The organism is Prosthecobacter fusiformis (assembly GCF_004364345.1).
GTDB classification, from domain to species: domain Bacteria; phylum Verrucomicrobiota; class Verrucomicrobiia; order Verrucomicrobiales; family Verrucomicrobiaceae; genus Prosthecobacter; species Prosthecobacter fusiformis.
This window is the reverse complement of the sequence record NZ_SOCA01000004.1, coordinates 38036-53940: the sequence shown is the minus strand read 5'-3', so window position 1 is coordinate 53940 and position 15905 is coordinate 38036. Positions and strand designations below refer to the sequence as shown.

The window sequence follows — 15905 nt, the reverse complement described above, 5'->3', positions numbered from 1 at the left end:
TGCGGCATAAAGTTACCTGCGCAAGAAAAACTTTGCCTCACAAAGCGGAATCATCTGGCCTCTTGCTCCCAAGCACGCATCCGGCTGTCCAAAACAAAAGGACCAAAAGGCACCAACGAAGCAACGAACACCAACGCACAACGCACTAGCGACCACTGGGTCTTCATCGTCACCTGGAGCAATGCATAGCAAAACACCACAAACAGTGCCCCGTGTAGCCAGCCCACTACTTTCACCGCCATCGGCATGTCCGCCAGATACTTCAAAGGCATCGCAATGCCGAGAAGGAGCAAAAACGAACCGCCCTCAAGGAGAGCGATGCGGCGAAGAAATGAGATCGTCTTGGAAGCCATGCTAAAAGAGAACTCATCGCCAGTCAGCGCGGTCTGGCCATCTGTCAAAGGGCGGATGAAAATCCTTGAAGGGGCTGTCACTTGACCCCTGCCCATCCTTCATTCAACCTTCCCGATGTCCCTCGCCGCCGATACTGTCCGCTTGATTGAAAATTACTATGCCACCTTCAACTCCGGCGACCGAGAGGCCATGCTGGCCCTGCTAACAGAGGATGTCGTGCATGATATTAACCAAGGGACCTCAGAGATCGGCAAGCAGGCTTTCCGCACCTTTTTGCAAAGGATGGACCGCAGCTACCGGGAAGAAGTAACCGAGCTGGCCGTGATGGCCCATGAAGATGGCACCCGCGCAGCAGCGGAATTTTATATCCTCGGTGCCTACCTGGCCACCGATGAAGGACTGCCCCCGGCCACAGGACAGACCTATCGCCTGCGGGTAGGCGCTTTTTTTGATATCCGGGGCGCGAAAGTCGCCCGTGTGACGAACTACTACAACCTGGAGGATTGGCTGCGTCAGGTAGGCGCTTAAAGCATGTTCAAATTGCTTTCTTCCGGAAGGAACTAAGGCATCTTACTGGCTTCGCACATGTCCGCATCCGCCCCCCAGCATCCACATTCCCATGCGGTGCGGCGGAATTTCATCTGCCACTGCCTGGAAGGCGGGCTTTACATGGGCGGCACAGCCTTCCTGGCACCGGAAAGTGTGCTGCCAAAAATGGTGGAAACCCTCGGAGGTCAGGCCTGGATCATCGCCATGATGCCGGTGCTGCTGCCCGCTGCATCCGCCTCTGCGGGCGTTTTCATCGCCCCTATTGTGGAGCGCCTGCCCCGATTTAAACCCTGGGTACTGTTCTTTGGCTTCCTTCAGCGCCTGCCATACCTCATCACCGGGCTGATCCTCATGTATGCCGACAATATTGAGGGCGCTCTGCTCTCCATCGTTGTCCTAACCCCCATCATCTCCGGCCTCCTGGGTGGCATCACTGTCGTGGCCTGGATGGAGATGGTCACACGCATGGTGCCTGAAAAAGCCCGTGCCGCCGGTTGGGCCGTGCGATACATCATCCAGGCCGTGATCGGCATCCTGGCCGGCGCAGTCATCCATCAGGTACTGACGCATTTCGACAATCGCACCGCTTATGCCTGGCTGCATTTGGCCGTCTTTGGCCTGCTCTTCGTCTCCTGGCTTTCGCAGCTTTTCATGCACGAAGACGAGCACATGCGGAACCGGCACCCAGCCACCCCTTGCGGTCCTTATCGGGACTACCTGCATAGCCTGCCCGGCATCCTGCGTGCGCAGCCACGGCTCATCAAGCTGGTCATCACCCGCTTCACTGGCATGGGTTACTTGATGGTCGTCTCCTTTCTCACCATTCATGCTTTGAACGTCACCGGACGTCCTAAAGAGGACATGGGCCGCTTCGTCACTTGCCAGGCCGTCGGGGTCGTCCTGGGAAGCCTTCTGGCGAGTTGGGTCGGTTATCGAAGCGGGGGTAAAGTCCTGCTCCAGGCTTCTCGTGTGGTCTGTGTGGCCCTCTGCATCTGGGTCTCCGTGACGGAGTCGTTTACGGGCTTCATGCTGTCCTATTTCGTACTCGGTTTCGGCCTCTTTCTTGACCGGGTGGGGGACCTTACCCTCGCCGCTGAGCTATGCCCGCCGGAGCGTCGTTCCACACTCCAGGCCATCCTGGGCTTCTGTAATGTTTTCGCCTTCCTCCTGGCCACCTTCATCAGCGGCCAGATCTATGCATGGACGCAATCTTTTGAAACCGTGGCAACCGTCGCCGCCGCTTTTGCCATCATCTCCATGATCATTCTCCACCGCATTCCCGAACCCCGTCTGGTGGCCGTGCAGAAAAATAGTTGACTGTTCGTCTAGTTTCGCCAATGTCCCCGCATGGGACGCACCAGTGACGCCAAAATCCGCCTGATTGAAGCCGTGATCGAATTGATCTGGACGGGCAGCTATGGCAGCACCTCCGTGGATCAGATCTGTGAGCGTGCCGGAGTCAAAAAAGGCAGCTTCTACCATTTCTTCGAGTCCAAGACAGACCTCGCCATTATCGGCATTGAGCATAGCTGGCTGGAGCACCGCCGGGAACTGGACCAGACATTCTCCCCCGTCGTCCCGCCGCTGGACCGCATTCTGAACTGCTTCCGCAATTTCCGCAAAGAGCAGGAAGAACTCCTGGCCAAGCATGGCCGTGTCCTCGGCTGCCCCGTCCATTCCCTGGGCGCAGAGATCAGCACAGTGGATGACCGCCTGCGCAACAAACTCCAGGAGATCCTCAGCCAGTTCATCCTCTATTATGAGTGCGCCGTGCGCGATGCCGATGCCCAGGGCATCATCGACGCACCGGATCCTAACGCCATCGCCCGCATTGTTTTCGCCTACAGCGAAGGGCTTTTACTCCATGCCCGCATGTGGAATGACCTCAGCTACCTGGATGAATTTGAGGCCGGGGCCATGATCATCCTGGGCGTTACTCAGCGCACTCCGCGAGGCAGCCCGAAAGCAACGAAAGCCACCTCCAAGAAACTTTCTGCGCTCTCAAATTAACCAACTGGTCAACTTTCCCGCATCATCTCCCGAACCCCTCCCCCCCGAAACCGCATGAAACCCCAAACCCTCCTCCCATTCGTCCTGCTCCTCGCCGCCTGTGGAAAGCCTCCACAAGCTGGCCAAGGCGGACAGATGCCGCCCGCTCCGGTCACGATTGCCGCCGTAGAGCAATTGAAGCTCGTCGAGTGGGAGGAGTTCACGGGACGTGTCGAACCCGTTGAAACGGTCGAGCTACGCCCCCGCGTAGCCGGTTACATCACCGAGGTCCACTTCAAGGCTGGGGAGCTAGTCAAGAAAGGCGATATCCTCTTCACCATTGATCAGCGCCCTTTCCAGACCAAGCTCCGTGTCGCCACGGCCGAAGTCCAGCGTGCCGAAGCCAGCGCTCTCGCCGCTAAGCGGGAATACGACCGCGTCTCCAGCCTTCTGGCCGCCAAGGCTATCGCTCCTGAGCAGGGTGAAATGCGCGAATCCATGTTCCGCCAGGGGGAAGCCGCTCTGGAGTCCGCTAAAGCCTCCCAGCACAGCGCCGAAATCGAAATGGAGCACACGGAAGTGAAAGCCCCCATCTCCGGCCGCATCAGCCGCGCCATCACCACAACAGGAAACTTCGTCACCGCTGGCACCACCCTCCTGACCACCATCGTCACTGTGGATCCCGTCTATGTTTATACTGACATTGATGAAAACAGCCTCCTTCGCCTGCAAGCCCTACAGCGGGACAAAAAGCTCTTCACCAATGGCGATGGCCGCGTGCCCGTGGAACTCCAGCTTTCCAATGAAAAGACCTTCACCCATAAAGGTCACGTCGAGTCCTTCGACAACCGCCTGGATTCCAGCACCGGCAGCATGATCCTCCGGGCCGAGTTTTCTAACGCGGACGGCAGCCTCACTCCCGGTCTTTTCGCCCGCGTCCGTCTGCCGATGACCGCCGAATACCCGGCTCTCTTGATCGATGAAAAATCTATTCTCACCGACCAAGCCAACAAGTTTGTCCTTGGCGTGGATGATAAGAACATGAGTGTTTATAAGCCCGTCGTCATCGGCCCCAGCATCAACGGCAAGCGCATCATCCGCAGCGGCCTGAACGCCGGAGACAAAATCATCATCAATGGCCAGGCACGTCTGCCCCAGCCTGGCATGCCCGTAGCCCCCGTGGACGCACCTCCCGCCAAAGCCACGGCTGCTAACTAAGCATCTCCCTCACTCTCCCAGTCCGAGCCTCCACATCGCCGTGCCCCCACGGAGCGAAACGGAGAACCTGCATCCCAGTCACGCCTCCCGATCTCTCGTATGAACATCTCCCGGTTCTTCATCACCCGCCCCATTTTTGCGGGTGTGCTCTCCCTCCTCATCTTTCTTTTGGGAGGCATCACACTCTTCCAGCTACCTATTTCCGAATATCCGGAAGTGGCACCGCCCACGGTCATCGTCACCGCGACCTATCCGGGTGCCAACCCGAAGACCATCGCTGAAACCGTCGCCTCGCCGCTGGAGCAGACCATCAACGGCATCGAGCACATGCTTTACATGTCCTCGCAGAGTACGGCCAACGGCGTCATGACGCTGACAATCACCTTCAAGCTCGGCACCGATGTGGACCAGGCCCAGGTGCAGGTGCAAAACCGCGTCGCCCAGGTGCTGCCCAAGCTGCCTGAGGAAGTCCGCCGTTTTGGTGTCACGACTGTGAAGTCCTCCCCCGACCTCACCATGGTCGTGCACATCCTCTCGCCGAATGACCGGTATGATGAACTGTATCTGCGCAACTATGCCACCCTCAATGTGAAGGATGAACTGGCCCGTTTGCCCGGCGTCGGTCAGGTCCAGCTCTTTGGCGGTGGCGAATACGCCATGCGTGTCTGGATTGATCCCGATAAAGCCGCAGCACGTGGCCTCACTTCCTCCGATGTCGTTAACGCCATCCGTGAACAAAACGTCCAGGTGGCCGCTGGCGTCATTGGCCAGCAGCCGGTTGGAAAGCCCGTCCCATTTGAGCTCACCATCAATACCAAAGGCCGTCTCGTCAGCGAGGAGGAGTTTGGCAACATCATCGTCAAAGTCGGCAAGTTTGGTGAAAAGCTTCGTCTCAAAGACGTCGCCCGCCTGGAGCTCGGCTCCAGCGAATACGCCCTGCGCAGCTTGCTGAATAATAAACGTGCCGTCGGTATTCCCGTCTTCCAGCTCCCAGGAGCCAATGCTCTGTCCCTTTCCCAGGCCGTTCGCGATAAGATGGAGGAACTGAAGAAAAAGTTCCCCGAAGGTCTGGACTATGCCATCGCGTATGACCCTACCGTCTTCGTGGACAAGTCCATTGATGCCGTCATTCACACCCTCATCGAGGCCATCCTCCTCGTCGTGCTCGTGGTCGTGATCTTCCTGCAAACCTGGCGCGCCTCCATCATTCCGCTCGTCGCCGTCCCCGTCTCTCTGGTGGGTACCTTTGCAGTGATGTATGCCCTCGGTTTCTCCATCAACAACCTCTCCCTCTTCGGGCTAGTTCTAGCCATCGGGATTGTCGTGGATGACGCCATCGTGGTGGTGGAAAACGTCGAGCGTAACATCGGCAACGGCCTCAGCCCCATTGAAGCGACCAAGCAGGCCATGACGGAAGTGACCGGCCCCATCATCGCCACCGCCCTGGTGCTCTGCGCGGTGTTCATCCCCACCGCTTTCATCAGCGGTCTCAGCGGTCAGTTTTATAAGCAGTTCGCGGTCACCATCGCCATCTCCACCGTCATCTCGGCCATCAATTCGCTCACGCTCAGCCCGGCCCTCTCCGCTCTTCTGCTCAAGGGCCACCATGAAAAGAAAGACATCCTGTCCCGCATCATGGATGCCATGCTGGGCTGGTTCTTCCGTCCCTTTAACCGCTTCTTCGAATGGTCATCCAACATGTATGTCGGTATGGTGAAACGCATCATCCGTTTCAGCATCATCGCCCTCATTTTCTACGGCGGTTTCGTCTGGCTCACCGTCCGCGTCTTTGACAAGGTGCCCACCGGCTTCGTTCCTGCTCAGGACAAACAATATCTCGTCGGTTTTGCCCAGCTTCCCGATGGCTCCTCCCTGGACCGCACGGAAACCGTCATGCGCCGCATGTCAGACATCGTGCTGAACCACCCTGGCGTAAAGGACGCCATCGCTTTCCCTGGCCTTTCCATCCACGGCTTCAGCATCAGCCCGAACAGCGGCATCGTCTTTGTCGGTCTGGACGACTTCGAAGACCGCACCACCCCTGAGCTTTCAGGCGATGCCATCGCCCAGGCTCTCAACGGCAAGTTCATGGAAATTCAGGACGCCATGGTGCTCGTTCTCTCCCCTCCGCCTGTCAATGGCATCGGTACCACCGGCGGCTTTAAGCTGATGATCCAGGACCGCAGCGACCAAGGCTACGATGCTCTTTATAAGACCACCCAGGATCTCGTCGGTGCCTCCTACGCCACAGGCAAACTCCAGCAGGTCTATTCCGGTTATACCGTCAACGTCCCCCAGCTCGAAGCTGAAGTGGACCGCGAAAAAGCCAAGGTCCAGGGTGTCCCCCTCGCCAACTTGTTCGAGACTCTCCAGATCAATCTTGGCAGTCTCTACGTCAATGATTTCAACCGCTTCGGTCGCACCTATCAGGTCGTCGCCCAGGCCGAGCCTGAATTCCGTGATGACGTGGGTGACATCACCCGTCTGAAGACCCGCAACGCTGCCGGTGAAATGGTGCCCATCGGTTCCCTCGTGACCGTCAATGAGACCAACGGCCCAGACCGCGTCACCCATTACAACGGCTACCTCGCCGCCGATCTCAACGGTGCTGCTGGCCCTGGCCTCAGTTCCGGTGAAGGCGAAGCCGTCATGTCCGAGCTGGTCAAATCCCTCCCTCCCGGCTTCGAATACCAATGGACCGACTTGGTGTATCAAAAGATTATCGCCGGCAATACCGCCGTTTATATCTACCCCCTCTGCATCCTCCTCGTCTTCATGGTGCTCGCTGCCCAGTATGAGAGCATGCGCCTGCCGCTGGCCATCATCCTCATCGTGCCAGTCTGCCTCCTCTTCGCCCTGGCCGGGGTGATGTATGTCGGCGGGGATAACAACATCTTCACTCAAATTGGCTTCATCGTTTTGATCGGCCTGGCCTGTAAGAACGCCATCCTCATCGTCGAATTTGCCAAAGAGCGTCACGACCACGGCCTCAGCGCCCTGGATGCCGCCCTGGACGCTTGTCGCCTTCGTCTTCGCCCCATCCTCATGACCTCCATCGCCTTCATCGCCGGTGTGTATCCCCTGGTCATCTCCACAGGTGCCGGTTCTGAAATGCGCCGCGCCATGGGCACCGCCGTATTCGCCGGCATGATCGGCGTGACTTTCCTTGGCCTTTTCCTCACCCCCGTCTTTTATGTCATCCTCATGACCCTCGGCAAAAAGAAAAAAGCCGCCACCCCTCATACCCCCGTTCTTCCCCATTCCCCCGCCCAACTGAGCACTGAGCATTAAGCCCCCTGTCCCGCGACTGCGGGATGAGCATTGGCCTCCCGTCCCGCATCCCCTCCCGTCCCCATACTCGCCCCTCCCATGCGTTTCCTTCTCCCACTCCTCCTCAGCACCGGCGCTCTCGTCGCCCAGGTCGGGCCTAACTATGAACGCCCCGCCACGGCCACCCCGGAGCGCTTCAAAGGCGTCGCCTGGCGTGAAGCCCGGCCTGCCTCCCACCAGCCCAAAGGAGAATGGTGGAAGCTGTTTCGCGATCCAAAGCTCAACGAGCTCATGGTCAGCGCCACCGCCAATAACCAAAACCTCAAGGCCGCCATCTCCCGGTTTGACCAAGCCCGCGCCACCGCCCGCATGGCCCGTGCAGATCTCTTCCCGGTCCTTTCCATGCCGCTCTCGGCCGACCGCCAGCGCACCTCGGAAAATGCCATCAGCCCCATCCCCTTGAACGGCCTCTTTTATGAAGGCCCTTCCTACAATGCCGTCACCGACCTGAGCTGGGAGCTGGACCTCTTTGGCAAAATCCGCCGTGGTGCGGAAGCCGGACGTGCCGATGCCCAGGCCGCCGCCGATGCTGTGCATAACATCCTGTTAGGCATCCAGGCCGATGTCGCCACCAACTACTTCAGGATGCGTGTCCTCGACCAGGAAATCCGCCTCGTCCGTGAGGCCATCGGTCTTCGCGGTGAGGCCTTCAAAATCGCCAAGGCCCGTGTCGAAGCCGGAGCTGGCAGCGAGCTGGAGCAGGCCCAGTCTGAAACCGAAGTCGCCACCGCCGAAGCGGAAACCTCCACTCTTCAGTCCCAGCGCGACCAGTTGGAAAACGCCATCGCCATCCTCCTCGGAGCCAATGCCGCCAGCTTCCGCATCCCCGCCAGTGGCAGCAGCCTTTACTCTCCCCCGGCCCTCCCCGTCGGTGCCCCCAGCGATCTCCTGGAGCGCCGTCCGGATGTCTCCCAGGCCGAGCGTGCCCTCGCCGCCGCCACCGCCCGCATCGGCGTCGCCAAAGCCATGTTCTTCCCCAGCATCAAGCTCATCGGCCGTGGCGGTTTCCAGAGCGCGGACATTGATCTCCTCATGCAGCCGGAATCCCTCATCTACAGCTACGGCCCCAGCATCAACATCCCCCTGTTTTCTGGCGGCAAAAACGTCTTCAATTTGAACAAGGCCAAAGCCCAGCATGATGAAGCCCTCGCCGGATACCGTCTGGCCTTCCTCACCGCCGTGGCCGATGTCGAAAACAGCCTCTCCTCCATCCGCCATCTGGCCGTCTCATCCGAGGCCCAGCAACGCGCACGCAACAGTGCCGAGCGCGCCGCCAGCCTTGCCCGCACTCGTTACGAGTCCGGCACCAGCCCTTACCTGGATGTCATTGAGGCCAACCGCACCACCCTGGCCACCCAGCGGGCAACGGTCCAGGTCGCCGGTCAGCGCCTCATCGCCAGTGTCTCCCTCATCAAGGCCCTCGGCGGCGGTTGGGACCAGACTCAGCCCGTCATCATCCCGGCCATCGTGCCAGACCCCGCCGCACGTTTCATCCCCGAGGAAAAGACCGGCTTCTTCAGCAAGGTCAAAGGCATCTTCAACAAGAAAGAGCCCGTCCTGCCATAATCGTCGCTACCATTCAGTCCGGCGTCTCATTCGTCACCGCATAGGCGGAGGCCCGCTCCGTCTCGATGGGGCGGATCTCAAAGAGCAGTCCGCACTGCACGCAGGGATTTTCAGCCAATATTTCAACCGCCGCTTGAAGGTTCCCGGCCAGGACAAACCAGTATCCGCCGATGACCTCCTTCGTCTCTCCATAGGGACCGTCCATCACACCTTTTTTAGAAACGGTCGCCCCGCCAGTGGCAAGTCGCTGCCCCTTTATCATCTGCCCCGCCTCCACCTTCTTTTCCAGCCAGATGTAAAATTGGTCAATCGCCGCTTGGATGGTTTCAGGAGGCAGATCCTTATCCCATTGGCCACGGGAAATGACGAGGTATTCAGAGGGAGCATCAGGCGGATTCATCCCCTATTTTACAATCCTGCACCGTCATGTCTTGAGATTTGTTAAGCCAGGGTAAAGCCGATTGCTCCATCGTTTCTCTCATGAGAAACCCTTCACAACAATGAAGGTCTCCCTTGCCCTTTGCACCCTGCTTTCTAGCCTGCCCTTTGCTGCCACCGCTGGCAGCGGCATCCTGGATCTGACCACCCAGGCCAATTACGCCCAGCAGGGCAAGCCCGCCTACATCACCCGGGATAACACCACCGACGGCAAGGCCATCACGGACCGGGGTGCCACACTCGGTCGCGTGCTCTTTTATGACAAGCGCCTGTCAAAGGATGACAGCATCTCCTGCTCCTCATGCCACCAGCAGGCCCATGCCTTTAGCGATACATCCATCGCTAGCACTGGTGTCAATGGCACCACTGGCCGCCACTCCATGCGCCTCATCAACAGCCGCTTTTCCCAGGAGCCTAAATTCTTCTGGGATGAGCGCGCCACCACTCTGGAAAACCAGACCACCCAACCCATCCGGGACCATGCGGAGATGGGCTTCAGTGGCACGGGCGATGACCCGGCCTTTTCCGTCCTGCTCACAAAGCTCGCCGCCATTGAGGAATATCAGGTCCTCTTTGCCATGGCCTTTGGAGATACCGCCATCACGGAATCCCGTTTGCAACTGGCGCTCGCCCAGTTCATCCGCAGCATCCAGTCCTTTGATTCACGCTTCGATGTCGGCCGCGCACAGGTGGCCAATGGAAATGCGCCCTTCCCGAATTTCACCACACAGGAAAATGCGGGCAAGCAGATCTTCCTCACCCCGCCACCCAATGGTGCCGGCTGCGCAGGCTGCCACCGCCCTGGCGAGTTTGACATCGATCCCGCCAGCCGGAACAACGGCGTCACCACCAAGATCGGCGGCGGCACGGACCTCACCAATGTCCGCTCCCCCTCCCTGCGGGATCTCATCGGCCCCGGCGGCCAGTCCAACGGCCCCTTCATGCACGATGGCAGCCTCGCCACCCTGGAGGCCGTCATTAATCATTACAATGCCATCCCGGCTGACAACGATCAGCTCGATGCACGTCTGCAACGCCCCAATGGCCAGCCTCAAAACCTCGGGCTCACCCAGGATGAAAAGGACAGCCTCCTCGCCTTTCTCCTCACCCTCACTGGCAGTGCCGTCTATACGGATGAGCGATGGTCAGACCCATTTGATGAAGCCGGTCAGCTTTCCCTCATCGTCTTCCCCGCCACCGCCATTAAGATCGAAAAAAGCGGAGCCGCCATGGCCAAAGTCTCCTGCCAGGCCACCCCCGGCTTGCAGTATAAACTCCAGGCTTCCACAGATCTTGTGAACTGGGATACCACCATCGCCACCGTCACTGCGGATGCCAACGGCCTCTGCCAGCATCAGGTCAGCCTCACCGGTTCCTGGTTCTATCGGTATGCCTACGAGGTACCGTCTCCATGAAGGGAGCTATTTAAAACAAAGCGCGACTTACCTTCGAATAATCTAAATTCTCGTTCAGAGTGCGGGCATGCCGCCTTGGATTGAATATTCCGCCTGCGCCGTCTGTGCCATTTCCGGTGTCCTCGCCGCCGAGGGGAAGCGCATGGACTTGTTTGGGGCACTCGTCCTCGCGCTGGTCACTGCCGTCGGCGGCGGCACCATCCGGGATCTCTGCCTGGGCGTGCGCCCCGTCTTCTGGATCCAGACACCGGATTTTGTCTCCACCGCCCTGGTGGCCGCAGTGGTCACTTTTGTGGTCGCACGTTTTGGGGATATCCCAAATCGTGCCCTCGCCATCGCGGATGCTTTTGGCCTCGCCCTGTTTGCGATCATAGGAACGGAAAAGGCCCTCCTGCTGGGTTCTCCTGGCCTCGTCGCCGTGCTCATGGGCATCGTCACCGGCGTCGCAGGCGGCATCCTGCGGGATGTCTTGCGCAGCGAGATTCCCTGGGTGCTCCGTGCGGAGGTAGAGCTGTATGCCACCGCCGCCGGTATGGGAGCCACCACCTTTGTCCTCCTGCGCCAGTGGTTTCCTCCATCCGAAAGCCACCGCTACATCGGCATGGGAGTCATCTTGATCCTGCGCCTTGCCGCCATGTACTGGAAGGTACGTCTGCCTACTTTCACCACCCGCCATCGGGGCTGAAACCGGCACTATTTGTTATTCTCCGCAGTCAGCCGGGTAGTAGCCTCCCATACCGCCACCCCCATCTGGTAGCCGCTATACTCAGGCGTATCCTTGGAGTAGTAAGCCGTCACGATCTGCCCGTTCGCCAGTTGCACACTGCTCGGGTACCCGCAGTCCCACACATAGCTATGGGCGATGCGGACCGCCCCACTCCACGTCCGGCCTTCATCATCGCTAAACTTCGCACACACTCCATAGCGCCCAGGGATGCGCACCCCATACGTCAGCATGAGCTGCCCATCCTTCATCCGCATCAGATGACCGTTGATCTCATTGCGCTCCGTCGCACGCGGCAGGCTCGTCCAGGTCAGGCCATCATCATCACTGCGAAACATGTCCATGGCATCCACCCGCGCAGCCGCCAGCCAGCTCTTACCGCCCAGATGAAAAAGCGTCGTCTCATTATGACGCGGACCGATCAGCGATACTGCCTTCCATGTCCAGCCATCGTCATCACTGCGGAAGTGCCAGGAGCGATATCCCTTCGTCTTGGAGGAGATCGCCGCATCCAGGTATTCCCCCTGATAGCAGGACACATGCAGAGCACCGTCCGCCCCTTGGCAGATATCCCCAAAAGGGATGTACTCCGTCCAGCCAGCCTCAGCTTTGGGAAAGGACTCCTGCTTATCCCAGCTCAGGCCGCCATCCTTGGATCGCAGCACCCAGTTGCCCAATATCGCATCCCGGAACTCAGCCTGCTTGGGCCGCTCCGCCTGCTTCTCATTGGTCCAGCCAGAGCAAAGTACCACTAGATCCCCATTTCCAGCCAGCCCCGCCGCATGGTTCATACGGATCGTATTCGGCGCATGCTGCGTGATGGTGCTGCGCTTCTCCCAGCGCAGACCGTTCGTGCTCGCCCAGCATTCGATGTCACCTTCCATCGTACCATGGCCCGGCTGGTTATGCAGCACTGCCAGGATGCTCCCGTCACGTGATAACGTCAGGTTAGGCCAGGCACACACTTCCTGAACCGCCGCCTGCCGGTAAAACCTCAGCGGTTTCCGCTCCTTATTCAGTGCCACACGCTCCTGCATCCGCTTCCATTCCAGCCCTGGCTGGTCCACGCGAAACTGTACGATCTGCCCATGCTCCATCTCCGTCACATACACCGTGCGCCCGTCCTTGCCCCCAAAGCACAGATTGGACGGCTTGCTTCCTGGCAGCTTGATTTCCTGCATCACCTCTCCTTGGGGGGATAGCTTCACCACCGTGCCTTTTCCATGCCGCGTGATGTATAGATTCCCTTTCACATCCACCCGCATGCCATCCATGCCCTGGGCAGGAAACTCCTTGATCAGACGCTTGTCCATCAGCTCTCCCTCACTGCCGATAGTGAAGGCCCAGACCTTTCTCTGGTCACTCTCATTCACATACAGTGTCTCGCCATCCGGACTCACATCGATGCCGTTGGTCGTCCCCATGCCTTCCACGACGCAGGTCACCTTTCCCTGCCGGTCGATGCGCCACACCCGGCCCGTTCCCTCACCCCAGTTGGGATCACTCGCGTATAAATGCCCTTCAATGGTGATGGCCAGATCGTTAGGCTGGCTCATCTCCGCTTCATGCGCAAAGACCTCTGTCTCCTTTGTCTCTGGATTAATCCGTAGGATGTTGTGTCCCGTATAGTCCGCCACATACATCAGACCATCCGGGCCGAAGCGAATGCCATTGGCCTTGCTGCCTGCGGGCAGGTCCAAGAACAGTTCCGCACATCCGTCGGGTGTCGTTTTCCCCAGCGTATGCTCACCACCAAACTTTACACAAAAGATATTCCCTTGCTCATCACAAGCAGGTCCCTCGATGCCGTCAGTAAAAAGACCTTCATTTGTCAGCGCGTTGGCGACATACAATTTCGGCTCGGCTGACAGAACAGTGCCGGCCAGGAGAACAAGCAGAGTTGGAAGAATGGAATGCATGGACACTAACGAACGTCTAAAAAAACGTAACCCTCTCACACTCAATCATTGTCATTTGGTAACGAAACCCACAAGATCGGCGGACCAACCCCGCTGTTCACTGCATGAGAACTCTATTACGACCTATTTTGAGCATCGGATTTCTTCTCGCACTCACTACCTGTGGCGGACCTGAGGCTAATGAATCCAGCAAGGGTACCATAGGAGCTTCCCTCCTAACCCTGGACAATCCTTTCTTTAAAGTCATTGGCGACAACCTGGCTACCGAGGGTAAAAAGCATGGCTATGAGGTCATCGTCGTCAGTGGTGATAAGGACGTGGCCAAGCAGAGCAACCAGGTCAAAGATTTCATCGTCAAAAAAGTCAGCGCCATCGTCCTCAGCCCCTGCGATTCCAAGTCCATCGTCCCCGTTATTCAGGAGGCCAATGCCGCAGGCATCCCCGTTTTCACCGTCGATGTCCCCTGCAACGAACCCGGCGTAGAAATCGTCACCCAAATCGCTACCGATAACTATGGCGGCGGCAAAGAGGCCGGTCATGCCATGATTGAGGCCCTCGGCCAGCAGGGTGGCAAAGTGGCCGTCCTTCACCTCAAGCAGGTGGAATCCTGCCAGCTTCGGGTGAAGGGTTTTCGTGAAATCATTGATGCCCACAATGCCAGTGGCAAGCCAGCCATCAACATCGTCGCCGAACTCGAAAGCGGCGGAGCCAAAGACCTCGGTTACAAAGCTGCGGAAGATACCTTGCAGGCTCATTCGGATCTGCGCGGCATCTTCGCTATCAATGACCCAGCCGCCCTCGGTGCCCGTGCCGCCCTTGAAAAAGCCGGTCGTGAAAAGCAGATCGTCATCATTGGCTTCGATGGCCAGCCCGAAGGCAAGCAAGCCATCAAGGATGGCAAAATCTACGCCGACCCCATCCAGTTTCCTGACAAAATGGGCATCCAACTTGTCACCTCCATCATGACCTGGTCACGTGGACTTCCCCAGCCCGCGCAGATCCTTATTCCTACCCAGCTTTACCGGCAGAAAGACGCCCTTAAAGACCCTGAATTGAAGTAACCGCCATCCCATTCATGAAAGCCTACCTGCTGCGCCTTTTGTCTGACCACGGCATGATCTTCGTGCTCGCGGCCCTCTGCGCCTTCTTCAGTTTCGTCACCCTTACTCAGCAGTCCGTCACGGGTGATGCCGCCGTGGACCAGGTGGTCTCCAGGGTTAAATCAGGAAATACGGTCATGCTTGCTGTTAGGCCATCATCAGATGAATCAGCCTATGCAGATACAGTCGCAGCCAGAGTGCAGGCTGCCGGAGTCACCGTCGCAGCCGTGATCAAAGGCTCACCTTCGGACGCCCGTGCCGCCTTGGAAAAAATGCAGTCCGCAGGCACCCGCCTGGATGCCATCATCACAGCGGAAGAAAGCGCCCGCTGGCTAGTCATCACCGAGTTATCCAAAGACTTTCCCGCGCTCGGCACACCCGTCATTATCAAACCGGACAGCTATCGCTGGCCCAATTTCCTTAAAGGCGACAACCTGTTAAACATCGCCAACCAGATCTCCGTCATCGCCATCATTGCCATTGGCATGACCATGGTCATCATCACCGCTGGCATAGATCTCTCCGTCGGCAGTCTCCTGGCTCTCGCAGCCGTTCTCGTCTCGATGTTCATCCGTGATTATGCCGGTGCCCTCACCGCCAGCACGGGCGGCATGCTCCTCGCATGCATGGTCGCTATCCTTGCTTGTGGATTTGCTGGAGCTTTCTCCGGTCTCATGATCACCCGCTTCAGCATCCCTCCTTTCATTGTCACCCTGGCCATGATGCTCGTCACCAGTGGCTTCGCTTATACCGTTTCCGCAGGCCAGTCCATTTACCAAATCCCCGACAGCTTCGTGTGGCTCGGCCGAGGGGCCGATGTCCTGGGTATCCCCAATGCCGTCCTGCTCATGATTCTGCTTTATGGGGTCGCTCACATCGTCATGACCCAGATGCGCATCGGCCGCCACCTGTATGCTGTTGGCGGCAACCGCGAGGCTGCTCACATCTCCGGCGTGCCCGTGGATTGCGTGCTCATGTTTGCCTATGTCGTCAGCGGACTGCTCGCCGGCCTTGGCGGAGTCGTCATGGCCTCCCAGCTTAAAAGTGGCTCTCCCACCTATGGCGGCATGTATGAGCTTTATGTCATCGCCGCTGTCGTCGTCGGTGGCACCAGCCTCAGCGGGGGAAAAGGCACCATGCTCGGCACCCTCACCGGCGCATTCATCATCGCCGTCATCCAAAACGGCATGAATCTCACCAACGTCGAAAGCTACACCCAAAAAGTCGTCCTCGGCACCGTCATCCTCGGTGCCGTCCTAGCCGATAAACTGCGCCGGAAGTGACATGACAATGTGCGGCGGCG

The 15905-nt window shown here is 58.5% G+C and carries 13 protein-coding genes; 10 read left to right on the top strand and 3 right to left on the bottom strand.

The window, feature by feature from the left end:
* Positions 1–50: 50 nt before the first annotated feature.
* Positions 51–434 carry a DUF3817 domain-containing protein gene (locus EI77_RS12950; protein ID WP_243838847.1) on the bottom strand — a complete coding sequence of 128 codons (384 nt, stop codon included), beginning with the start codon at positions 432–434 and terminating at the stop codon, positions 51–53.
* Positions 435–468: 34 nt separating this feature from the next.
* Between EI77_RS12950 and EI77_RS12945 the strand changes: the two genes are divergently transcribed.
* The 6 genes from EI77_RS12945 to EI77_RS12920 all read left to right on the top strand — a co-directional run bounded on the left by EI77_RS12945 (position 469) and on the right by EI77_RS12920 (position 9006).
* Complete coding sequence (locus EI77_RS12945) at positions 469–882, top strand: ketosteroid isomerase-related protein (RefSeq protein WP_133795710.1); 414 nt, start codon at positions 469–471, stop codon at positions 880–882.
* Positions 883–939: 57 nt separating this feature from the next.
* The gene (locus EI77_RS12940; protein WP_133795709.1) at positions 940–2220 is read left to right on the top strand and encodes an MFS transporter; all 1281 of its coding nucleotides are present in this window, start codon (positions 940–942) and stop codon (positions 2218–2220) included.
* Between the two features lie 30 nt (positions 2221–2250).
* Positions 2251–2913, top strand: a complete 663-nt coding sequence (locus EI77_RS12935) for a TetR/AcrR family transcriptional regulator (protein ID WP_133795708.1) — start codon at positions 2251–2253, stop codon at positions 2911–2913.
* 54 nt (positions 2914–2967) lie between these two features.
* A complete protein-coding gene (locus tag EI77_RS12930; protein WP_133795707.1) occupies positions 2968–4110 on the top strand; it encodes an efflux RND transporter periplasmic adaptor subunit in 1143 nt (380 codons plus the stop codon).
* Between the two features lie 99 nt (positions 4111–4209).
* Positions 4210–7401 carry an efflux RND transporter permease subunit gene (locus EI77_RS12925; RefSeq protein WP_133795706.1) on the top strand — a complete coding sequence of 1064 codons (3192 nt, stop codon included), beginning with the start codon at positions 4210–4212 and terminating at the stop codon, positions 7399–7401.
* A 78-nt stretch (positions 7402–7479) separates the two neighbouring features.
* Positions 7480–9006, top strand: a complete 1527-nt coding sequence (locus tag EI77_RS12920; protein WP_133795705.1) for an efflux transporter outer membrane subunit — start codon at positions 7480–7482, stop codon at positions 9004–9006.
* A 13-nt stretch (positions 9007–9019) separates the two neighbouring features.
* Here the strand turns inward: EI77_RS12920 and EI77_RS12915 are convergent, their stop codons facing one another.
* Entirely contained in the window at positions 9020–9406 is a 387-nt protein-coding gene (locus EI77_RS12915; RefSeq protein ID WP_133795704.1) for a YciI family protein, read from the bottom strand.
* A gap of 100 nt (positions 9407–9506) precedes the next feature.
* Between EI77_RS12915 and EI77_RS12910 the strand changes: the two genes are divergently transcribed.
* Positions 9507–10859, top strand: a complete 1353-nt coding sequence (locus EI77_RS12910; protein WP_133795703.1) for a cytochrome-c peroxidase — start codon at positions 9507–9509, stop codon at positions 10857–10859.
* Positions 10860–10926: 67 nt separating this feature from the next.
* Positions 10927–11544, top strand: a complete 618-nt coding sequence (locus EI77_RS12905; RefSeq protein WP_133795702.1) for a trimeric intracellular cation channel family protein — start codon at positions 10927–10929, stop codon at positions 11542–11544.
* Positions 11545–11552: 8 nt separating this feature from the next.
* Here EI77_RS12905 and EI77_RS12900 read toward each other — a convergent pair whose 3' ends face one another.
* A complete protein-coding gene (locus tag EI77_RS12900; RefSeq protein WP_133795701.1) occupies positions 11553–13502 on the bottom strand; it encodes an SMP-30/gluconolactonase/LRE family protein in 1950 nt (649 codons plus the stop codon).
* A 104-nt stretch (positions 13503–13606) separates the two neighbouring features.
* Between EI77_RS12900 and EI77_RS12895 the strand changes: the two genes are divergently transcribed.
* Entirely contained in the window at positions 13607–14563 is a 957-nt protein-coding gene (locus tag EI77_RS12895; RefSeq protein ID WP_133795700.1) for a substrate-binding domain-containing protein, read from the top strand.
* 14 nt (positions 14564–14577) lie between these two features.
* Positions 14578–15885, top strand: coding sequence for an ABC transporter permease (locus EI77_RS12890; RefSeq protein ID WP_133795699.1), 1308 nt, complete (start codon positions 14578–14580; stop codon positions 15883–15885).
* Positions 15886–15905: the final 20 nt, after the last annotated feature.

Excerpts from the sequence above, each read along its gene's own strand:
- EI77_RS12945 (WP_133795710.1), top strand. The coding sequence starts at position 469 with ATGTCCCTCGCCGCCGATACTGTCCGCTTGATTGAAAATTACTATGCC.
- EI77_RS12940 (WP_133795709.1), top strand. The coding sequence starts at position 940 with ATGTCCGCATCCGCCCCCCAGCATCCACATTCCCATGCGGTGCGGCGG.
- EI77_RS12935 (WP_133795708.1), top strand. The coding sequence starts at position 2,251 with ATGGGACGCACCAGTGACGCCAAAATCCGCCTGATTGAAGCCGTGATC.
- EI77_RS12930 (WP_133795707.1), top strand. The coding sequence starts at position 2,968 with ATGAAACCCCAAACCCTCCTCCCATTCGTCCTGCTCCTCGCCGCCTGT.
- EI77_RS12925 (WP_133795706.1), top strand. The coding sequence starts at position 4,210 with ATGAACATCTCCCGGTTCTTCATCACCCGCCCCATTTTTGCGGGTGTG.
- EI77_RS12920 (WP_133795705.1), top strand. The coding sequence starts at position 7,480 with ATGCGTTTCCTTCTCCCACTCCTCCTCAGCACCGGCGCTCTCGTCGCC.
- EI77_RS12915 (WP_133795704.1), bottom strand. The coding sequence starts at position 9,406 with ATGAATCCGCCTGATGCTCCCTCTGAATACCTCGTCATTTCCCGTGGC.
- EI77_RS12910 (WP_133795703.1), top strand. The coding sequence starts at position 9,507 with ATGAAGGTCTCCCTTGCCCTTTGCACCCTGCTTTCTAGCCTGCCCTTT.
- EI77_RS12905 (WP_133795702.1), top strand. The coding sequence starts at position 10,927 with ATGCCGCCTTGGATTGAATATTCCGCCTGCGCCGTCTGTGCCATTTCC.
- EI77_RS12900 (WP_133795701.1), bottom strand. The coding sequence starts at position 13,502 with ATGCATTCCATTCTTCCAACTCTGCTTGTTCTCCTGGCCGGCACTGTT.
- EI77_RS12895 (WP_133795700.1), top strand. The coding sequence starts at position 13,607 with ATGAGAACTCTATTACGACCTATTTTGAGCATCGGATTTCTTCTCGCA.
- EI77_RS12890 (WP_133795699.1), top strand. The coding sequence starts at position 14,578 with ATGAAAGCCTACCTGCTGCGCCTTTTGTCTGACCACGGCATGATCTTC.